Here is an 18,717-nt window from a genome sequence, read left to right as displayed (position 1 = left end):
TCCTGTCCCGGAGCTGCCGTGGAAGGCCACCACCAAAGGAACGGTGGCCAGTGCCATCGGGCACGCGGCCCGGTCCCCTGGCGTCAGCTTCTCCGACACACCAGGGGGACAGTGATGGGAGTTGCCCCGTCATCCCGATGGCACCGAACTTCCGCCGCCGTCGAACCCTGGCCCTGGGCCTGCCGCTCTGCCTGGGCCTGGCGATCTCCGCCTGCAGCCCGTCCCCCGGGACGGCGGCGCCGACGGAGCGGGCCGTGGCCCAGTCCTTCGTGGAGAGGCTGGTCCTGCCGAACTACACCCAGCTGGTGGCGCAGACGGCGGCCCTGCAGGAGGCGATCCAGCGCCTCAGCGAGAACCCATCCGATGCGCAGCTCGCGGCCACCCGTCAGGCCTGGCTGACAGCGCGACGGACCTGGGAGACCAGTGAAAGCTGGGCCTTCGTCCCTGCCGAGACGGACGGCTTCGACGGGGCCATGGACGATTGGCCCGTGAACCGCAAGGATCTGGCCACGGCGCTGGGCAACGAGCACTTCGGCCCCGACACCTTCGCCGCCCTCAGCGATACCGCCAAGGGCTTCCACGGCATCGAGTGGGTGCTGTTCGGCGGTCGCACCGGCACACCGCCCACCGCAGCCCAGCTCACTGCGAGCGAACGCACCTACCTGCGCCTCGCGGCCGATGATCTGCACCGCCAGGCAACCGGATTACTGGCCAGCTGGTCGGGCCCCCAGGGTTTCGGCGCCCGGTTCAGCCGCCCCGCCGAAGCCGGCACCGCCGTGCAGGAGATGGTGCAGGGGGTCATCGGTCTGCTGCAGGAAGGGGGCGACGAGAAACTCGGCCAACCGTTGAACACCCGCGACCCCCGCACCCTCGAGAGTGCCGACAGCGGCAACACCCAGGCGGATCTGGTGGCCAATGTGGAAGGGGCCCGCCGGGTGTTGATGGCCACCGGTCTGGTGGACCTGATCGGCAGCCGCGACCCCGATCTGGCCCGGCAGATCGACCGCCAGAGCGCTGCGGCGGTGGCGATGGCCAAGGGGCTGCCCGACCCCCTCAATGGCGCCCTCTCCGATCCCGCTGCCCGCCGGGCGATGGAGGCACTGATCAGCCAGCTGCACAGCACGGCGAAGCTGGTGGAGCGCTCGGTGCCGCTGTTGTCCTGATGGCCCGTCCCTCCCGGGTTCTGCGGAGCGCCTTGCTGGCCGGGCTGGCATTGGCTGTGGTGCTTGGCCTCGGCCTGCGGCAGGTCTGGGGGGCCGCCGATCCCCGCCAGGCCGCTGGAGCGATGACGGTGGCCAACCGCACCTCGGCTGCCTTCGAACAACCCGCCGCCGGCCTCACCCCCGCCGAACTGGAGCGCCACCTGGTGGCCGATGTCCTGTTCGATCGCACCCACGTGCCCCTGGAGGGTGCCCCCGGGGCGGGTCTGGGGCCCCGCTTCAATGCCGCCTCCTGCATCGCCTGCCATGTGCGCAACGGCCGGGGCCGGCCCCTGATGGGGGAATCCCTGGTGCGGGTGGCGCTGCGGGACGGTCAGCCGGTGCCGGGCCTCGGCCACCAGGTGCGGGACCGTGCCGTGCTCGGCGCCCGGCCGGATGCGGCCGTGACAGTGGCCTGGCAGGAGCGGGATGGCCTGCGCCGGCCGGAGGTCCAGCTCGAGGGCGGCACGTCCCTCGACCTCTCCGAGCGATCGGTGGCCCGCTCCCTGCGGGTGGCGCCGCCCCTGATCGGCCTGGGCCTGCTGGAGGCGGTGCCGGAGGCGGCGATCCTGGCGCACGCCGATCCCGACGACCGCGACGGTGACGGCATCTCGGGACGGCCCCACTGGCTCGCAGAGGGGGAGCGGCCGCCGCGGCTGGGGCGCTTCGGCTGGAAAGCGGGGGCCGCAACGGTGCGCGATCAGACCGCCGACGCCTTCCTGAACGACATGGGTCTGACCACGGCGGCTCGGCCTGACGGTGCGGGGGTGGTCGACATCAATGGGGCGGAGCTGACCCTCGTGACCTATTACAGCCAGACCCTGGGTGCGCCCCGCACCGCCCTCCCCGCATCGAGCCCTGTGGTGCGGCGGGGCCGGGAGCTGTTCGACACCCTGGCGTGCTCCCGCTGCCACGTGCCTCGGCTGACCACAGGCCGCTCCCCGGAGGCGGTCGCCGGGGTGATCAACGGCCAGCCGATCTGGCCTTACACCGATCTGCTGCTGCACGACATGGGCGACGGCCTGGATGACGGGGTGGTCGAGAAGGGGGCGCCTGGGCGGGAATGGCGAACGGCTCCGCTGTGGGGCGTGGGCCTGGCCCAGCGGGTGAATGGGTCGGCGGGGTTCCTCCACGACGGCCGGGCCCGCAGCCTCGAGGAGGCGATCCTCTGGCACGGGGGGGAGGCTGCCTCTGCCCGGGAGCGCTTCACGGCCCTGGCTCCGGAGCAGCGGCGCCGGTTGCTGGGCTGGCTGCAGCAGCTCTGAGCTTCCGGCGGCCTCAGAGCGCGAAAAGGACGTCGTAGCGTCCGTACTCCGGCTTGTGCAGTCCTTCGCTGGCCAGCATGCGCCGCAGCTGGATGATCTCGGCCCGCTGGGCCACGATCACATTCCGCGCGAAGCGCCGGATGGTGGGGTTGGTGCTCTTGGCCAGGGCGTCGTGGGCCATGATCAGCGCCCCGCCGTGGTGATGGAGCATCCCCTCCAGAAACCAGACGACGCGGTTGTCCGGGGTGGGAGCGTCCCCCATCATCCGCATCCCATCGATCTGGGCCTGGCTCATGCGGGTGAGGCCGCTGAGGCTGTCGGGGTTGCCGCCGCTGGCCAGCGCCACCGGATACACGGGGGCCTGGGGATACCAGGCCTTGCGCCACAGTCCCATGGCCCGGATCTCGTTGGCCTGGTCGCGCCAGATCGTGGTGGCCAGCGCACCCACCCCGGGGGACCCGATGCCGAAGACGAACTCACTCATCCGCAGGGCGCCAGTGTGGTGCTGCACCATCCCATCGATGAAGCGCAGGTCGTAGGTGGCACCGGCGGGGCCCACGTCGTGGGCGTGACCGGCGTGGGCCGCAGGGGCGGCAGGGGCGCCGCTTGGTGCGGCCTCGGCCGGCGCGGCCTGATGGTTGTGGTGGTGGTGGTCGTGGTCCATGGCGCCCGGGCTGCTGCCGCCCCGCTCCTGCGCCAGAACGGGCTGGGTCAGCGCCAGGGCGCCGAGGATCCCGAGAGCGGCGACGGAACGGCGGCGGTGGGGCATGGGGACACCGGAGGGATCCCAACCGTATGGTCTCCCCCCGGCAGGAGAGTCAAGGAACCGACTCGCTCCCGTCCTCCGGGCCGGCGCCGGCCGCCGCGGCCGCAATGATCGCCTGGGTGGAGGGTTCCACCTCCCCGGCCACTACCGCCAGGGAGGGATTGCACACCTCGAAGATGCGGCACTGCTCCTGGAAGGCCAGGCCCTTGCTGGGCAGCGTCTGGCCCAGGTCAGGCACGGCGAGCACGCCGGAGCCGTGGTCCGGAGCCGCCTGCTGCAGGGACGCGCAGGCCTCCTCGAAGGATTTCGCGGAGTCGCGGATCAAGAAAGGATCCATCGATGGGGCCTCGCGGGGTCGGGGGCAGGCCGGCCAGGGCCGAGTGGGATGGGGTTCAGGGCGTTTCGTACCAGCGGCGGTACCACTGCGCCATCTGCTCGATCTCCTGGCTCTGGACCTTGACCATGGCCTGTTGCAGCGCCCTGAGCTGCGGATGCTGGCTGTTGGTCTGGGCCATCGAGGCCATCATCACGCCCATGCGGTGGTGGGGAATCATCTGCTCGATGAAGGCGCGATCGAAATCTGGGGCGTTCCTGAGCCATTCGACATCCGTCGCCATTCCCATCATCCCCATGCCTCCACCGCGGCCCATTCCTGCCCCGCGGCCCATGCCTCCGCCGTGGCCCATCCAGCCGCCCCAGCCGGAATAGGCTCCGCGGCCATAGCTGCCGCCCCAGGCGGGCACATCGCCGCCGAACCACTCCCGGTACCAGGCGCGCATCTGGGCATTCTCCCGCGTCTGGCTGTCCCGGATGCTGCGGGCCAGGGCCTTGATCTCAGGCCGCCTGGACCGGGTGAGGGCCAGATCCGCCATGGCGATCGCCCCGTCATGGTGCGGAATCATCATCACGATGAAGTGCTGATCCATCGCCTGAGTCGTCCCCCGCCAGGCGCCAGGCATCCCCAGGCCCGCTCCACTGCCCGTCGGGGTCGGAGAGGCGGGCGGACCGGAACAGGCTGGCGTCCCCAGCGACAGGACCAGTGCCCCAAGCCCGGCAACGACGGCTCCTCTGCGCGCAACGGAATGGATCGGGCCTGCGAAGGTTCTGGAGTTTCCCATCTGCGCTCCTCCATGACTTCTCTCCATCACCAGCCTGGAGATGGCGCCGGGAGCCGGAGGCGGTTCCGGGACATTGCTTCACCTGGGGGGCGGCTCCGATCGCCCCGGGCCCGACGCCGGACCGTTCCTTCACACCCGAAGATTGGGACAGATCACCTCGCTGTCCTTGGCCGGATGGCTCTGCCAGCCGGCCAACAATCCCTGCAGTTCCTTCCTGAGCTGGTGCAGCTCCTGGATCTGGCCGTCGATCCGGCCGATCTGGCGTTCCAGCTGCCTCTGGATGTCGCCGCAGGGCAGGTCACCGGCGTCGTGAACCGCCAGACAGCCCTGGATCTCCTCGAGGCTGAGCCCCAGGGTCTTGAGGCGGCGGATGAACTCCAGCCGCTGCAGGCTCTCCTCGGCGAACAAGCGGTAGCCGCCCTCACTGCGGCCGATCGCCGGCAGCAGTCCCAGCTCCTCGTAGTACCGAAGGGTCTTGACGGTCATGCCGCTGCGGCGGGACAGCACGCCGATCTTCATGCCGATGCTCTGCATGGCTCCGACTCTCCATCGCGCGGGAGAGTCTAGGCGGGTCGCCCCCGGGACGCTCGGCGCCGCTCCCGGGGCCCTGGTCACCGCCCGGGACCGCTCAGCCCTTGTCGTCGGCCAGTTTGGCGGCGGCATCACTGACTTTCCTGGCCACGGCTTTGGCGCCCTCCTTGAGATCTTCAGCGACAGTCATGGCCGAGGCCTGAACCTGCTTGGCCTTGCCCTTGATCTGGTGGCCGGTGTCGCCGGTCAGATCACCCAGGGCTGATTCCAATCTGCCTTCGGCATCCTTGGCGGCGGCGGCGTTCTTGTTGGTCATGGTTCCGTTGGCGATGGGTCTCGATGCTGTGCAGATCGTCAGGGGCAATCCCGAGGGATGGTGTCGATGTCTGCCCTCCTCGCACCTCTGGAAGCTGCCTCTCCAACCTAGTGATTCCTGCGGGATCCGCGTGTCGAATGGGGCCCACCATGGCCCACTTAAGCGCCGCATGGATCCCGCCGATGAGTGCTGGCAGGCATGGCCGGCCGGTCACGATCGATAGGGCGCCTGATGCAGTCTGCAGCAGTGATCTGCATCGCCACGGCTTCACTGCATCAGCCGATTCGTCTGGCGATTCCTCCTGCCATCCCACTTCCATTCCGCCTTGTTCGGTGCTGCAGATCAGCGGCCTGATGGTGCACCACAGAGGCGCTCGTCCTGTGAAAGAGTGATCTCAGCGGGGTCTGAACCATGGCACAACCGTTGCTGCAACCCCTGGTGCAACCGTTGGTGCAACAACGCAAGCAGGCCTGTTCCTGTCTGGAAGGCGTGGCCTTCCGGGTCTGGGCACCCCACGCCATTCAGGTCTCCGTCGTCGGCACTTTCAACGACTGGAACGCCAGCGCCCATCCGATGCAATCAGAGCCGCGAGGCTACTGGTCTGCCTTCGTTGAGCGCGCCAGGATCGGCGACCCCTACAGCTACCAGCTGTCCACCGATTGGGGCGTTCACCAGCGCGCCCCATGCTGATGCGCTCAGCCAGCCGAGCCCGTTCTTCCCATGACGGCGATGGATGAAGACCGCGGCCTCGTCCGCGCGCTTCAGCGCTGACCTGGAATCTGTCCCCGGCGACTGGGACGGACTCCCCTGCCATGCCACCTGCAGCATCGGCCCCTACAGCGCCCTGATCTATTCCCAGTGACCGCGGGCTCCCCGCTCCCGTGCCGCGCCCGCCAGGCTGGTGGCGGCAAGGATCCCTGGCCCGAGGTCGTCACGTTGCAGCACGAACCCCTGCTGGGGCCCGCAGATCCTGCTGTCTTCCGGATCGTCAACCCCGCCGGGCGCTCGCCGGTGCTGCTCACGGCCGACCACGCCGGCCGCGCCATTCCCCGGCGCCTGGGCGACCTGGGCCTGAACGATCGCCAGCTCGCCAGCCACGCCGCCTGGGATCTGGGCGTGGACGGCCTGGGACGGTTGCTGGCGGCGCGGCTCGACGCCTTTCTGATCCTGCACAGCTATTCCCGGCTGGTGATCGATGCCAACCGGCCGCCCCGGGCGCCGGATTCGATCGTTGGCCACTGCGAGCAGAGCGCCATCGCCGCCAACCTGGCCATCGGCACGGCCGGGCGTCAGCGACGGCTCGAGGAGCTCTTCCACCCCTACCACCGCCGCATCGCCGCCGAGCTGGAGGCGCGGCAGGGCCAGGCCCGGCCCAGCGTCCTGGTCACCCTGCACAGCTTCACGCCGGTGCTGGGCGCGGAGGTGCGCCCCTGGCATGTGGGGGTGCTGCATGGCCGTGACGCCCGCCTGGCCAGCCGGGTGCGCCGGGGGCTTCAGCGCGAGCGGGACCTGCGGGTGGGCGACAACCAGCCCTATGCCGTCAGCGACGCCAGCGATCACACCCTGGTGGTGCACGGGGAGGGACGCCGGATTCCCCATGTGGAGCTGGAGGTGCGCCAGGACCTGCTCGCCACCAAGGCCGGCCAGGAGGCGTGGGCGCAGCGACTGGCCGGGGTGCTGGAGGCCGCCCTGGCGGAGGGATTCCCGCCGCTTCCGGACGGCACGGCCTCCATAGGGTGAGCCATGGACAAACCAGCCACCGACCCGGCGCCGCCGATCCAGCCGATCGAGATCGAGGTGGGTTTCGATGTGGTGATGCGCTTCGGCGCCCCAACGCCCCTGATCGTGACCCTGGGGGTGCACGCGAGCCGGGCCGAGGATCTCCTGGAGCCCGACCTGTTGCAGGTGGACCCTCCGGTGCCGCTACGCCCGTATGTGGACTCCTTCGGCAACCACTGCCAGCGACTGGTGGCGCCGGCCGGCGAGCTGCGGCTGCACGGCCATGGGGTGGTGGCCGATTCCGGCCGGCCCGATCCGGTGCTGCCCGCTCTGCCGCAGCAGCCGGTGGAGGAGCTGCCGGAGGAGACCCTGCTGTTTCTGCTGGCCAGTCGTTTCTGCGAGTCCGATCTCCTCTCGCCCCTCGCCTGGTCACGGTTCGAGGCGGTCCCGGGCGGCTGGGGACGGGTGCAGGCGATCTGCGATTTCGTCCACCAGCACGTGCGCTTCGACTACGGCCGCTCCAGCCCGACGAAGTCGGCGCTTCAGACCTATGAGAGCCGGGAGGGGGTGTGCCGGGACTTCGCCCACCTGGCGATCGCCCTGTGCCGCTGCATGAACATCCCGGCGCGATACTGCACCGGTTATCTGAGTGATATCGAGGTGCCGCCGCCCCACACGGCCATGGACTTCCATGCCTGGTTCGAGGCCTACCTCGGCGACGGCTGGCACGTGTTCGATCCGCGCAACAACACCCCCCGGATCGGCCGGATCCTGATGGCCCGGGGCCGGGATGCGGCTGACGTGGCCCTCACCACCAGCTTCGGCCCTTCGGAGCTCGTGTCGTTCCAGGTGTGGACGGCATGACCTATTGCGTGGCAGTGCTCCTGGAGAGCGGCATGGTGTTCGCTTCCGATTCGCGCACCAATGCGGGACTGGATGATTTCGCCAGTTTCTGCAAGATGACCGTGTTCGAGCGCAAGGGCGACCGGGTGCTCGTCCTGCTCAGTTCCGGCAGCCTGGCCGGGACCCAGGCGGTGATCGGCCTGCTGCGCCAGCGGGCCGAGGCCGGCGACGGGGAGCCCACGGTGTGGACGGCCCGGACCATGTTCGATGTCATGGTCCTGGTGTCGGATGCGGTGCGGGCGATCGAGCAGCGCGACGGCCCCTATCTGAAGGCCTCGGGCTCCAGCTTCAATGCCTCCTTCCTGGTGGGTGGCCAGATCAGGGGCGAGGCTCCGCGGCTGTTCCGCATGTACGCGGAGGGCAACTTCATCGAGGCTGGCGAAGACACGCCTTTTCTGCAGACGGGCGAAGCGAAGTACGGCAAGCCGATCATCGACCGTGTCATCCATACCGACACGACGTTGGCGGAGGCCTCCAAGTGCGTGCTGGTGTCCTTCGACTCGACCATGCGCAGCAACCTGTCGGTGGGCATGCCCATCGACCTGCTCGTCTACCAGCGGGACAGCTTCGAGATCCTCCACCGTCGCCGCTTCAGCGAGGGGGACAGTTACTTCAAGGACCTCAGCGCCGAGTGGAGCGTCGGGGTGCGGAAGGTGTTCCGGGAACTGCCGGAACTGGTCTGGTAGGTGGCCCCCGGCCCCGCGGGTGACTCCCCACCGCTGGTGCTGATCCATGGGATGTGGGACACCCCCCGGCTGTTCGACCGCCTGCAGCACCAGCTGGCGGGGCGCCGTGGGCCCCTGCTGATCCCCCACCTGCCCCATCGCTTCGGGCTGACGCCGATCGAGGAGCAGGCCGACCTGCTCGGCCTCCACATCGAGGCGGCCTTCGGTGCGGTGCAGCCCATCGATCTGCTGGGCTTCTCGATGGGCGGGGTGATCGCCCGGACCTGGATCCAGCTGCGGGGCGGCCACCGGCGCACGCGGCGGCTGATCAGCGTCGGCAGCCCCCAGCAGGGCACCCTCACCGCCGGTCCCTGGCCCAGCTGGCCGCTGGCCGGCATCGCCGACCTGAAGACGGGCAGTCCGCTGCTGGTGCGGCTCAACAGCCAGCTGGCCACCCTGGAGCCCGTGGAGTGCTGCAGCTTCTACTGCCATCCGGACCTGATGGTGATGCCGGCCTGGCGCGCCGTGCTGCCGCTCGGCCCGGGCCGCTGCCTGCCGGTGCGGTATCACCACCAGCTGATGACCCACCCGGCCGCCCTGGAACCGCTTCTTCACGAGCTGCTACGTCCCTAGGTTGAAGGGACAAGCAGGGGTGCCGACCGTGGATCTGTTGGCCATCTCGCTGCTGGTGCGCTGGCTGCTCGGCTGGGCCCTGTGCCTGCGCATGCCACGGCTTCCCGCCTCCAGGGTCCAGGGCCAGCCGACGGTGTCGGTGCTGATCCCGGCCCGCAACGAGGAACACACCCTGCCGAAACTGCTCGCCGCCCTGCGGCTCCAGAGCCTCAGTGCGCAGGAGGTGATCGTGATCGACGACCACTCCGATGACCGCACCGGCGCCATCGCCGCCGCCGCCGGCGTCACGGTGATGCGTCCGCCGCCGCTGGCCGAGGGCTGGTGCGGCAAGACCTGGGCCCTCCACCACGGTGTCCGCGCCAGCCGGGGGGACACCCTGCTGTTCCTCGACGCCGACACCGAACCCCATCCGGAGTTCCTGCAGCGCCTCGTGGCGAGCCAGCAGGAGCTGGGCGGGCTCGTTTCGGTGCAACCTTTCCACCGCACGGAGAAGCCCTACGAGCTGCTCTCGGTGCTGTTCAACCTCGTGGGGCTGATGGCGGTGCCGATGGGCCGGGGCTGCGGGGTGGCCTTCGGGCCGGCCATGGCCACCAGCCGCAGCGACTACGACCGCATCGGCGGCCATGCGGCGGTCGCCGGCAAGGTGGTGGAGGACTGGTTCCTGGGCCACCTCTACGAGCAGGCGGGGTTGCCGGTGAGCGCCTACATCGGCCAGGGGCTGCTCGACTACCGCATGTACCCCGGGGGGTTCCAGGACATGGTGGTGGGCTTCGCCAAGAACTTCGCCACCGCCGCCGGGGAGGTGCGCTGGCTCTGGATGCTCGGTGTGATCCTCTGGATCTCCGGTCTGTTCTGGTCGGCCTGGTGCCTGCCCGCCTCCCTGCTGGGCTGGCCGATGGTGGGGGATACCGCTGTGCTGCCCAACCTGCTGCTGTACGTCGCCTTTGCACTGCAGCTGCTGGTGGTCACCCGCCGGATCGGTGACTTCGGCTGGATCTGCCTGATCTTTCCGATTCCCGTGCTCTTCTTCCTGGGGGTGTTCGTTCTGGCGATCCTGAATCTCGAGCGGGGCACGATCGAATGGAAGGGCAGGCGGTTTCCGACGCGCTAGCGGTCCTGGCCTGCGCCCTGGGCTGGCTGCTGTGGTCGGTGCTGGTCGGCTGGCTGGCCCACCGGCTGCCCCCGCGGGCCCTGGACCATGACACCTGGCTCACGGGACGGCGCCCCTGGCCGGAGAGCCGCAGCGGCTTCGAGAAGCGGCTCGCCATCCGCCGCTGGAAATCCCTGCTGCCCGATGCCGGCACGGCCTTCCCCGGGGGGGTGGCCAAGAACAGCCTGGTGGGACGGGACCGCGCCACCTTGCAGCGCCTGCTGGCGGAGACCCGCCGGGCCGAGCTGGTGCATCTGGCGCTCTGGCCCTTCTGGATCGTCACGGCCCTGTGGCTGCCGCCGGCCGGGGTGCTGATCAACCTGGTCTTCGCGACCCTGTCCAACCTGCCCTGCCTCTGGCTGCAGCGCTACAACCACCTGCGGGTGGAGCGCGCCCTGCAGGGCCGGGTCCGCCGCCCCGGCGAGGGCTGAGGCCTCCCTCAGGGCCCCACCGCCCCGCTCTCCAGGTCGAGGTCCACGCCGATGCCGACGTCCTCGGCATGGCGGGCCACCAGCAGCCGGTGGCGGCCGCCCTCCAGGACGAACCCGTCGTGGTTCTCGTCAAACCAGGCGAGCCGGCGCAGTGGAATCCGGATCAGCAGCCGCTGGCTCCGGCCTGGCCCCAGGCTCACCCGAGCGAAGCCCACCAACGTGCGCTGCGGCCGCTCCGTCGCCTCCCCGGGCGGCTCGAGGTAGACCTGCACCACCTCGGCGGCCTCCACCGTGCCGGTGTTCGTCACCGTGACGGCCAGCTCCACCGCTACCTCGGCCCCCGCCGCGGTGGGGAGCCACGCCACCGCCGGGTCGGTGTGGCGGAAGCGGCTGTAGGAGAGACCGAAGCCGAAGGGAAAGGCCGCCGGACGCCCACTGCGGGCCAGCCGCCGGTAGCCGTGCCAGAGGTCGTAGGTGATCTGCCGGGCCCGGGGATCGAACGGCGGCAGGTGGCTGGCCTCGGTGGGCACCGAAAAGGGCATCCGGCCCGACGGGGAGATCCGTCCCAGTAGCACGTCGGCGAGGGCCGCGCCCCCCAGCTCGCCGGGGTACCAGAGCAGCAGCAGGCCCGGCACCCGCTGCCGCCAGGCTTCGCAAAGGATCGCCCCACCGCCCATGAGCACCACCACCGTGCGCGGGTTGGCGGCGGCGACCGCCAGGATCAGGGCCTCCTGCGCTGGCGGCAGCTGCAGCACCGTGCGATCGCCGGAGGCGAAGGAACCGCCGGCCCGGGCCGAACCGAAACGTGTCGCGCTGGCGAGCATCGCCGCCACCACCGTCCAGATCGGCAGCAGCCGGCGGCGGCCGCACAGCCGCAGCAGCCAGGCCGGGGGCGGCGCCTGGCGCAGGATCGGGGCCAGATCGCCTGGGTGGATGTGTTCCCCCTCGTGGCGCCAGTCCAGGCCCACCACCACCAGGGCCGCCTCACTGCGGGCCGCCAGGGCCGCGGCCAAGGCCGGATCGCTGCCGTCGTCGTGGGGCAGGCGCAGCTCCGGCGCCGCCGCCCGCAGCCCGGCCAGGGGTGTCACCACCGATCCCGGTGCCGGCCGGGTGTCGGAGGACCCCCGGTCCCCCAGATTGGCGGCGTCCGCCAGCGGGCCGATCACCGCCAGCGAGGCGATGCCGCTCAGGGGCAGCACGCCGCCGTCGTTCCTGAGCAGCACGATCGAGCCGGCGGCGGCGTCCCGCGCCAGCTGCCGGTGGGCGCGGCAGCCCCGCAGGGCCGCCGGATAGGCGCCGGTGGGCACCGTGGCCTGGGCCACCAGCATCCGCAGCACCGCCGCATCGACCAGGGCCTCCGGCACCCGGCCCGCCGCCACCGCCTCTGGCAGGGTGGCCGCGAAGATCATCCGGAAGGGCAGCTCCAGGTCCTGGCCGGCCTGGATGGCCGCCACGCCGTCGCGGAGGCCGAAGATGAAGTCGGTCAGCACGAAGCCGCGGAAACCCCAGCGGTCCTTGAGGATCTCCCGCAGCAGGTGGGGATGCTGGCCGCACCAGGCCCCGTTGACGCTGTTGTAGGCGCTCATCACCGCCAGGGCGCCGGCCTCCACACCGTCGCGGAACTGGGGCAGGTAGAGCTCCTGCAGCACCCGCTCACTGGCCGTCACATCGACGCGGAACCGGGCGCTGTCGATCGAGTTGAGGGCGAAATGCTTGAGGCAGGCGATGGCATGGCGCTGCACGCCCCGGGTTGCCGCGGCCCCCATGGCGCCCACGTGCACCGGGTCCTCGCCGTAGGTCTCCTGGGCCCGGCCCCAGCCCGGATGGCGCAGCAGATTCACGCAGATCCCGCCGAACAGGTTGGCCCCGAAGCTGCGCGCCTCCGCCCCCATGGCCTCGCCGATCCGCTCCTCCAGCGCCATGTCCCAGCTGGCTCCGCGGCCGATGGGGGCGGGGAAGGTGGTGGCACCGCCCTCCAGCACCACCCCGCGGGGGCCATCGACGAAGTGCAGCCCGCCGATGCCCAGTCGCTCCACCACCCCGGCCGGCCAGGGGCGGCGGTGGGAGGCGTCGTGGAGGGCGATGGCCGCCAGTCCCCCCCAGAACGGAGTGTCGCCGTCGAGCATGGCGAGCTTTTCCCCCAGGCTGAGCCGCTGCAGCTGGGTCCGGGCCTGCGTCTCCAGGCGACTCCAGTCGTGGCAGGTGGGCACGGATCCAACCTAAGGCCGGGGCTTGACTCTCCAGCCCAGGGGAGCCCATACGGTGAAGACCAAGCTCCACGCCCGGTCCGCCAGCGATGAGCATCTCCACCCTGGGCTCCCCCTGCTGCGCCGCCGAACCGCCGGCCATCCCTCCGACGGGCATGGAGAGGGAGCTGGCGCGGGAGCTGACCGTGCTGCGCTGCCGGGTGTCGGTGGCGGCCGTGCTCACCCTGCTGGTGATGGTGGCCACCCTGCCCCACATGCTTGGCGTCCACATCGGCTGGCTGCCGGCCTGGTTCACCAGCCCCTGGACCCAGCTGCTGCTGAGTACCCCGGTGCTGTTCTGGTGTGGGCGGGAGTTCTTCAGCGGTGCCTGGTCGTCGCTGCGCCGCCACAGCGCCGACATGAACACCCTGGTGGCCGCCGGCACCGGCATCGCCTGGCTGGCCTCGCTGCTGGCCACCGCCTTCCCGGGGGTGCTCATCGCCGAGGGCCTTCCGGCCGATGTGTACTACGAAACGGCTGCGGTGATCCTCACGCTGGTGCTCCTTGGCCGGCTGCTGGAAGCCCGGGCCCGCGGCCAGACCTCCGAGGCGATCCGGCGGCTGCTGCAGCTCCAGCCCCCCACGGCCCGGGTGCTGCGGGAGGGGGTCGCCACGGACATCCCCGTGGCGAAGGTGGTGGTGGGCGACCTGGTGCAGGTGCGTCCCGGGGAGAAGCTGCCCCTCGATGGCGTGGTCGTGGAGGGCAGCTCCTGGGTGGAGGAATCGATGCTCACCGGCGAGCCGACGCCGGTGGCCAAGGGCCCCGGGGACGGGGTGATCGGCGCCTCGATGAACCGCAGCGGCAGCTTCAGCTTCCGTGTCACCCGGGTGGGTGCCGACACCATGCTGGCCCGCATCGTCGAGCTGGTGCGCCAGGCCCAGAGCTCCCACACCCAGGTGCAGCGCCTGGCGGATCAGGTGGTGGGCTGGTTCGTGCCGGTGGTCATCGCCATCGCCATCGCCACCTTCGTGCTGTGGTTCCTGGTCAGCGGCAACGTGGTCCTGGCGACCCTGTTCCTGGTGAGCGTGCTGGTGATCGCCTGCCCCTGCGCCCTGGGCCTGGCCACCCCCACGGCGATCATGGTGGCCTCCGGCAAGGGGGCCGAGATCGGCCTGATCTTCCGCAGCGCCGAGGCGCTGGAAACGGCCGGCGGGCTGCGCACCATCGTGCTCGACAAGACCGGCACCCTGACCATGGGCCAGCCGGAGGTGACCGATTTCGAGCGGCTCCATGGCGGCCGGATGCCCGTCGGGACGCTCCTGGCCCTGGTGGCGGCGGTGGAGTCCCGTTCGGAACATCCCCTGGCCGAGGCGATTGTGGCCTACGCCACAAGTCGTCGCGGCGACGAAGAGCCACCGGATGTGGAGGCGTTCGAGGCCATGGCGGGTCTTGGCGTCCTGGCGACCGTGGGCGGGCTAGAGGTGCGGGTGGGCAGCCCCCGCTGGCTGGAAGCCTCGGGCCTGGACACCACCCCGCTCGATCCGGTGGTGGCGCGGCTGGAGCGGGCTGCCCGCAGTGTGGCCGCCGTGGCGGTGGACGGGCGGATCGAGGCCTGCTTCGGCATCGCCGATCCGATCAAGCCCGAAGCCCATGCCGCCGTGGCGGCCCTGCGTCGGCTGGGTCTGGAGGTGGTGCTGCTCAGCGGTGACGCCCGCCGCACCAGCGAAGTGGTGGCCGCCGATGTGGGCATCGTGCGGGTGATCGCCGAGGTGCGCCCGGGCGACAAGGCGGCGGTGGTGCAGCGCCTGCAGGAGCAGGGCCAGGGGCCGGTGGCGATGGTGGGCGATGGCCTCAACGACGCTCCGGCCCTGGCCCGGGCCGAGGTGGGCATCGCCATGGGCACGGGCACCGATGTGGCGATCGCCGCCAGTGACATCACCGTGCTCTCGGGCCACCTGGGGGGCGTGCCGGCGGCGATCGAACTCAGCCGCCGCACCATGGCCACCATCCGCCAGAACCTCTTCTTCGCCTTCGCCTACAACGTGGCGGGCATCCCGATCGCCGCCGGCCTGCTGTTCCCGCTCACGGGGTGGCTGCTGAACCCGATGCTGGCGGGGGCCGCCATGGCGTTCAGTTCGGTGTCGGTGGTGAGCAATGCCCTGCGGCTGCGCCGCTTCCGGCCCGCCCATCGCTCCGTGGGGGCCGCCGCATGACGCCACTCGTTCTCTCCGCGCCCCTCGTGCTCGCAGCGCCTCTGTGGCGCACGATTCCCCAGCCCCTGGTCCTGCGGGTGCTGGTGGCGGCGGTGGGGCTGGTCCTGATCGCCGCTGAACTCTGGTGGTTTCTGGGCCGCCATGGTGGTGACGTGGTGGCCAGCGAAGGGGAGCAGGGGGTGCAGGAGATCACCATCGCCGTGGATGGCGGCTACTCCCCGTCCCAGATCAGGGTGAAGGCGGGCCGGCCGGTGCGCCTCCGCTTTCACCGCACCGACCCGAGTGGCTGTGTGGCCCAGGTGATTTTCCCGGACTTCCAGCGCACCCTCGACCTCCCCCTGGGGGCCACCACCAGCATCGAACTGCTGCCCACCCGGCCGGGGCCTTACCCGTTCCACTGCGGCATGAACATGGTGCGCGGCAGCATCGAAGCCGAGTAAGAGGGCAGCCAGGCTGCCCGGGCCCGGGGAGAGCCACCTTGGCTGGTGATCCAATCGATGGCCATTTCTTCTGCTTTGATGCTGCAGATGATTTGGCTACTTAGGAACAAAAGACCTGCTCTGTTATGTTCGACTTCAATGATCAAGACATGATGAAGAACCTATTTAGCGCCTTTTCCAAGCACACTCTTTCTCGCCCTCTCGCCGGCGCGTTCAAGTCTTCAACAGTTCTTTTCGTCGCCCTGCCCGTTCTGGCGACATCCCCTGGGGCCTTGGCTCAGGGCAATCCCTGGGGGTCCCCCACCCAGCCGTCCCAGCCCCAGAATTCCCCCTGGGGTGGCGGTGGCAGATCCCTGACATTCCCTGTCCAGGGGGTGATCTGTGACGGCTCCGTGAGCGTCTGTTTCAACGCCAACGGTGCCGCCCTGGCGGAAACCGAACAGGAGTTCGGCCGTCGTGCGCGCCGCAATCTGGAAAACAATCTGGTCAACAATCCGATCGTCGATGTCACCTTCGCCAATGGCCGCTATTGCAACTTCAACCTGCGCGGCTGCTGGACGAACAGCCAGCGCACCTCCTACGACCCACGGCTGAATCCCTGGCTGTTCGGCTCCAATGCCGGGGGCGTCAACCAGGGCGGCCAGGGCACGGTGATCGGCGGCTCCGGATCCACCTGGGGAGCGGGCAGCGGCCTCAACCCAGGACAGCAACCCAACAACAGTTTCCGCCCCCCGTTCACCCGCACCCGCCAGAGCGGCACCTGTGCCTGGACCAATGCGGGCATCTCGATCTACAACGGCACCTGCCGCTACGAGATCGTCCAGAACAACGCCAACGGCTCCAAGACCCTGGCCTTCACCTTTGACAGGTTGCCGGTCTCGAATCCGCTGCGCACGATCCGCTTCACGGCCCAGGGCAACAACAACAACAACAACCCGTGGAGCATCCAGCTGCCGAACGGCTCAACGGCGGCCGTCGTGTCCAAGGTGAATGCTGACCAGTACCGCACCGACATCCAGCTGGGTTGGAGCAACGTGTTCAACCTGGGCTTCCGAAGCTCCACCCAGGCCGCCACCGCGCAGTTGAATCAAGCTCTGCAGCCGGTGGACGCCTATGGACAGGTGGTCCAGGGAGGCGACACTGAAGGCCTGGGTCAGGCCCTGGGCGGGTTGCTGCAGCAGCTGTTCGGCGGCCAGTAACGGCCCTCAGCCCGCCACGGTGCCCGCGCCATCGGACGTGTTGCTGAAGAACCGACGCAGGTTCACGCCTGCCTCATGGGCGGCCACGGTGACCTGGAGTTTCTGCTCCGCATCGAGCCCATCCCAGAAGGCATGGAACAGATCCAGGGAGGCCTTGGCACTGCCCAGCACCCCCATGACCGCCATCGGTGCGGCCAGCCAGGGGAAGACCAGCAGCACCACGGACAGCGCGGCACCCACGGCCACACCGGTTTTGGCGGATTCCAGGCTTGTGCTCAGCACCAGTCTCACCTGGGTGATCCGGTCGATCTCGCCCCGTTTGCGCAGGGCCTCGGTGCGCAGGGCGGTGAGCAGCGCCTGGTAGGTGGCGTAAAGCACCACCCCTCCAACGGTCGATTCTGAAAAGAACTCGCCACCAGTGACGGCTCCACCGTTGTGGTTCAGATCCACCGAGGCCAGACCCGCCAGAGGTGCGACCTCCCAGCCGGCGCGGGGAATGCGGAAGGGGTCGTGCTCGCGGGTCATGGCCGTGGGGATCCATTGCCTCCAGCCTGCCGTGATCGGGGGGATGGGCGCAATGGCGGCTCACCCCGACAGCTGCGGCAGCTGGCCGGAGGTGGAGAACTGGTAGTTCCAGCTGCGGCTGGCATCGAAGGTCTGGTTGGTGAACAGGTCGGTGTAGATGGCGTTCCAGTTGGAGATTCCCCCGTCGCCCATGCCGATCGCCAGCACGTTGACGTTGCTGGCGCCGGCCCTGGCGGCCACGGTGTCGAGGGTGTTGTTGAGGGAGGTCTGGGCCTGGGCCCAGATGTCGACCCCGCCAGCCGTCGGCACCCGGATCGGGGTGCCGCTGCTGGTGTAGCGCAGTCCCGAGCTGAGGATCGGATCACCGTCGAGCCAGGAGCTGGTGGGCAGGGGAACGTTGGTGCCGCTCCAGCCCTGGCCGAAGTCGGGCCGGTTGTCCCACCAGGGGCGCCGTTCGGGGCGGCCGTCCGTGATCATCGCCACCGAAACGATCGTGTCGAGGGCCACGTTGGGCAGCTCCTTCACGAGCAGCCGGTCGAGGGCCACCAGGGCGCCGAGCATCTCGGTGCCGCTGTAGCGGTTGCCGCTGGTGCCGGGGGCGGTGTAGGCATCGAGGGAATTGGGTGCCGGCAGACCGCGGGCGATCCAGTCGGGGCTGGTGGTGGCCCCGTAGGTGAGGTCGGGGGTCTGGGTGAGGAGCACATCCCGGGCCAGCAGCTCGCCGAAGTTGGGATTGCTGCCGGTGAAGGTGGTTTCGCTGTGGGTGACGAGATAGCCGAAATCGATGGTGTGGATCGTGATCGACTTGGCATTGCTGCTGCTGCCGTCGGTGGGATCGTCCACCAGTTCGTAGTTGAGGATGTCGCTGGCGAGGGTCTGGCTGCTCGTCAGATTGGTGTCATCGAGGAAGGGCTGGAAGGTGGAGCTGCCCTTGAGGGAATAGCCGTAGCCGGCGGCGGCGAGGCCCGATTTGAGGCTTTCGAAGGCCAGCCGGTTCTGGGCCTCGATCCTGGAGACGCCGCTGGGGTCGCCGCCCTTCATCGAGGTGGAGCTGTCGAGCAGCAGGTACAAGTCGACGTGCCGTGGCTCCGCAGCGGGTAGGGCGGGACTGGTCAGCAGGTTGTCGTAATCGATGCTCACCGTGGCCGGGTTACTGATGGCTCCCTGCTGATCCGTGACCGTGTACTGGATGGGTGTGGGATCCCCGAAGAAGCCGGTGCTGGGGGTGAAGCTGATCTCCTGAGTGGAGAGGTTGAGGCTCCATGTGCCCTGACCGGGCACCACCAACGGCTGGCCGGGAGCGGTGCTTCCGACGATGGTGAGTGCGCTCGGGTTCAGTGGTCCGTCGAGATCGCTGTCGTTGTCGGTGACCCTGACCGTCACGCTGGAGCCCCCGGGTGGACGGCTGAGGCTGCCGATGAAGTCGTCGCTGGCCACGGGGGGATCGTTCACCGGGTC

The 18,717-nt window shown here is 69.8% G+C and carries 21 protein-coding genes; 13 read left to right on the top strand and 8 right to left on the bottom strand.

The features are described 5' to 3' along the window. Nucleotides 1-137: 137 nt before the first annotated feature. Both VB738_RS13850 and VB738_RS13845 read left to right on the top strand, forming a co-directional pair. Nucleotides 138-1,163 (top strand): imelysin family protein, encoded by a 1,026-nt coding sequence (locus VB738_RS13850; protein ID WP_323306299.1) that lies wholly within the window; start codon nt 138-140, stop codon nt 1,161-1,163. Then, complete coding sequence (locus VB738_RS13845; protein WP_323306298.1) at nt 1,163-2,464, top strand: di-heme oxidoredictase family protein; 1,302 nt, start codon at nt 1,163-1,165, stop codon at nt 2,462-2,464. The genes VB738_RS13850 and VB738_RS13845 overlap by 1 nt, the downstream gene beginning before the upstream one ends. 13 nt (nt 2,465-2,477) lie before the next feature. Here the strand turns inward: VB738_RS13845 and VB738_RS13840 are convergent, their stop codons facing one another. The 5 genes from VB738_RS13840 to VB738_RS13820 form a co-directional block, all read right to left on the bottom strand. Continuing rightward, nucleotides 2,478-3,233, bottom strand: a complete 756-nt coding sequence (locus VB738_RS13840; RefSeq protein ID WP_323306297.1) for a DUF305 domain-containing protein — start codon at nt 3,231-3,233, stop codon at nt 2,478-2,480. Between the two features lie 49 nt (nt 3,234-3,282). Beyond that, nucleotides 3,283-3,567 carry a DUF302 domain-containing protein gene (locus tag VB738_RS13835; RefSeq protein ID WP_323306296.1) on the bottom strand — a complete coding sequence of 95 codons (285 nt, stop codon included), beginning with the start codon at nt 3,565-3,567 and terminating at the stop codon, nt 3,283-3,285. Nucleotides 3,568-3,622: 55 nt separating this feature from the next. Next, the gene (locus VB738_RS13830; protein ID WP_323306295.1) at nt 3,623-4,156 is read right to left on the bottom strand and encodes a DUF305 domain-containing protein; all 534 of its coding nucleotides are present in this window, start codon (nt 4,154-4,156) and stop codon (nt 3,623-3,625) included. 321 nt (nt 4,157-4,477) lie between these two features. Continuing rightward, entirely contained in the window at nt 4,478-4,882 is a 405-nt protein-coding gene (locus VB738_RS13825) for a heavy metal-responsive transcriptional regulator (RefSeq protein WP_323306294.1), read from the bottom strand. Between the two features lie 94 nt (nt 4,883-4,976). Further along, nucleotides 4,977-5,195, bottom strand: coding sequence for a CsbD family protein (locus VB738_RS13820; RefSeq protein WP_323306293.1), 219 nt, complete (start codon nt 5,193-5,195; stop codon nt 4,977-4,979). Nucleotides 5,196-5,606: 411 nt separating this feature from the next. Between VB738_RS13820 and VB738_RS13815 the strand changes: the two genes are divergently transcribed. The 8 genes from VB738_RS13815 to VB738_RS13780 are packed head-to-tail and all read left to right on the top strand — an operon-like array spanning nt 5,607 to nt 10,696. Beyond that, nucleotides 5,607-5,885, top strand: coding sequence for a hypothetical protein (locus VB738_RS13815; RefSeq protein ID WP_323306292.1), 279 nt, complete (start codon nt 5,607-5,609; stop codon nt 5,883-5,885). A gap of 43 nt (nt 5,886-5,928) precedes the next feature. Continuing rightward, nucleotides 5,929-6,057 (top strand): hypothetical protein, encoded by a 129-nt coding sequence (locus VB738_RS13810; protein ID WP_323306291.1) that lies wholly within the window; start codon nt 5,929-5,931, stop codon nt 6,055-6,057. After that, nucleotides 6,054-6,935 carry an N-formylglutamate amidohydrolase gene (locus VB738_RS13805; protein WP_323306290.1) on the top strand — a complete coding sequence of 294 codons (882 nt, stop codon included), beginning with the start codon at nt 6,054-6,056 and terminating at the stop codon, nt 6,933-6,935. The genes VB738_RS13810 and VB738_RS13805 overlap by 4 nt, the downstream gene beginning before the upstream one ends. Before the next feature lie 3 nt (nt 6,936-6,938). Next, the gene (locus VB738_RS13800; RefSeq protein ID WP_323306289.1) at nt 6,939-7,778 is read left to right on the top strand and encodes a transglutaminase family protein; all 840 of its coding nucleotides are present in this window, start codon (nt 6,939-6,941) and stop codon (nt 7,776-7,778) included. Between the two features lie 8 nt (nt 7,779-7,786). Then, nucleotides 7,787-8,503, top strand: a complete 717-nt coding sequence (locus tag VB738_RS13795) for a peptidase (protein WP_323306288.1) — start codon at nt 7,787-7,789, stop codon at nt 8,501-8,503. Nucleotides 8,504-8,554: 51 nt separating this feature from the next. Next, nucleotides 8,555-9,115: an esterase/lipase family protein gene (locus tag VB738_RS13790; RefSeq protein ID WP_416233183.1), complete on the top strand. Its 561-nt coding sequence runs from the start codon at nt 8,555-8,557 to the stop codon at nt 9,113-9,115. Nucleotides 9,116-9,143: 28 nt separating this feature from the next. Beyond that, on the top strand, nt 9,144-10,226 hold the full coding sequence (locus VB738_RS13785; protein WP_323306286.1) for a glycosyltransferase family 2 protein: 1,083 nt from the start codon (nt 9,144-9,146) through the stop codon (nt 10,224-10,226). Continuing rightward, nucleotides 10,196-10,696 (top strand): hypothetical protein, encoded by a 501-nt coding sequence (locus tag VB738_RS13780; RefSeq protein ID WP_323306285.1) that lies wholly within the window; start codon nt 10,196-10,198, stop codon nt 10,694-10,696. The genes VB738_RS13785 and VB738_RS13780 overlap by 31 nt, the downstream gene beginning before the upstream one ends. Nucleotides 10,697-10,704: 8 nt before the next feature. On the opposite strand, the gene VB738_RS13775 is transcribed toward VB738_RS13780, so the two are convergent. Further along, nucleotides 10,705-12,906 carry a beta-glucosidase family protein gene (locus VB738_RS13775; protein WP_323306284.1) on the bottom strand — a complete coding sequence of 734 codons (2,202 nt, stop codon included), beginning with the start codon at nt 12,904-12,906 and terminating at the stop codon, nt 10,705-10,707. Nucleotides 12,907-12,992: 86 nt separating this feature from the next. On the opposite strand from VB738_RS13775, the gene VB738_RS13770 reads away from it, so the two are divergent. The 3 genes from VB738_RS13770 to VB738_RS13760 all read left to right on the top strand — a co-directional run bounded on the left by VB738_RS13770 (nt 12,993) and on the right by VB738_RS13760 (nt 16,734). Further along, nucleotides 12,993-15,095, top strand: a complete 2,103-nt coding sequence (locus tag VB738_RS13770) for a copper-translocating P-type ATPase (RefSeq protein WP_323306283.1) — start codon at nt 12,993-12,995, stop codon at nt 15,093-15,095. Then, entirely contained in the window at nt 15,092-15,535 is a 444-nt protein-coding gene (locus tag VB738_RS13765) for a cupredoxin domain-containing protein (RefSeq protein WP_323306282.1), read from the top strand. The genes VB738_RS13770 and VB738_RS13765 overlap by 4 nt, the downstream gene beginning before the upstream one ends. Nucleotides 15,536-15,927: 392 nt before the next feature. Continuing rightward, a complete protein-coding gene (locus VB738_RS13760) occupies nt 15,928-16,734 on the top strand; it encodes a hypothetical protein (RefSeq protein WP_323306281.1) in 807 nt (268 codons plus the stop codon). Nucleotides 16,735-16,740: 6 nt separating this feature from the next. Here VB738_RS13760 and VB738_RS13755 read toward each other — a convergent pair whose 3' ends face one another. Together VB738_RS13755 and VB738_RS13750 are read right to left on the bottom strand one after the other, a co-directional pair. Further along, nucleotides 16,741-17,259 (bottom strand): hypothetical protein, encoded by a 519-nt coding sequence (locus tag VB738_RS13755; RefSeq protein ID WP_323306280.1) that lies wholly within the window; start codon nt 17,257-17,259, stop codon nt 16,741-16,743. A 60-nt stretch (nt 17,260-17,319) separates the two neighbouring features. Continuing rightward, on the bottom strand, nt 17,320-18,717 hold a 1,398-nt coding region (locus VB738_RS13750; protein ID WP_323306279.1), incomplete at its 5' end, for an Ig-like domain-containing protein.

It is taken from the genome of Cyanobium gracile UHCC 0139 (assembly GCF_034931325.1).
Lineage (GTDB): Bacteria > Cyanobacteriota > Cyanobacteriia > PCC-6307 > Cyanobiaceae > Cyanobium > Cyanobium gracile_B.
This window is presented reverse-complemented; position numbering and strand designations above follow the sequence as displayed.

Bases quoted from the DNA above. Each gene is read 5' to 3' on its own strand.
- VB738_RS13840 (WP_323306297.1), bottom strand. From the start codon at position 3,233: ATGCCCCACCGCCGCCGTTCCGTCGCCGCTCTCGGGATCCTCGGCGCC.
- VB738_RS13790 (WP_416233183.1), top strand. From the start codon at position 8,555: ATGTGGGACACCCCCCGGCTGTTCGACCGCCTGCAGCACCAGCTGGCG.
- VB738_RS13815 (WP_323306292.1), top strand. From the start codon at position 5,607: ATGGCACAACCGTTGCTGCAACCCCTGGTGCAACCGTTGGTGCAACAA.
- VB738_RS13830 (WP_323306295.1), bottom strand. From the start codon at position 4,156: ATGGATCAGCACTTCATCGTGATGATGATTCCGCACCATGACGGGGCG.
- VB738_RS13820 (WP_323306293.1), bottom strand. From the start codon at position 5,195: ATGACCAACAAGAACGCCGCCGCCGCCAAGGATGCCGAAGGCAGATTG.
- VB738_RS13825 (WP_323306294.1), bottom strand. From the start codon at position 4,882: ATGCAGAGCATCGGCATGAAGATCGGCGTGCTGTCCCGCCGCAGCGGC.
- VB738_RS13850 (WP_323306299.1), top strand. From the start codon at position 138: ATGGCACCGAACTTCCGCCGCCGTCGAACCCTGGCCCTGGGCCTGCCG.
- VB738_RS13800 (WP_323306289.1), top strand. From the start codon at position 6,939: ATGGACAAACCAGCCACCGACCCGGCGCCGCCGATCCAGCCGATCGAG.
- VB738_RS13770 (WP_323306283.1), top strand. From the start codon at position 12,993: ATGAGCATCTCCACCCTGGGCTCCCCCTGCTGCGCCGCCGAACCGCCG.
- VB738_RS13755 (WP_323306280.1), bottom strand. From the start codon at position 17,259: ATGACCCGCGAGCACGACCCCTTCCGCATTCCCCGCGCCGGCTGGGAG.
- VB738_RS13810 (WP_323306291.1), top strand. From the start codon at position 5,929: ATGAAGACCGCGGCCTCGTCCGCGCGCTTCAGCGCTGACCTGGAATCT.
- VB738_RS13765 (WP_323306282.1), top strand. From the start codon at position 15,092: ATGACGCCACTCGTTCTCTCCGCGCCCCTCGTGCTCGCAGCGCCTCTG.
- VB738_RS13835 (WP_323306296.1), bottom strand. From the start codon at position 3,567: ATGGATCCTTTCTTGATCCGCGACTCCGCGAAATCCTTCGAGGAGGCC.
- VB738_RS13845 (WP_323306298.1), top strand. From the start codon at position 1,163: ATGGCCCGTCCCTCCCGGGTTCTGCGGAGCGCCTTGCTGGCCGGGCTG.
- VB738_RS13780 (WP_323306285.1), top strand. From the start codon at position 10,196: ATGGAAGGGCAGGCGGTTTCCGACGCGCTAGCGGTCCTGGCCTGCGCC.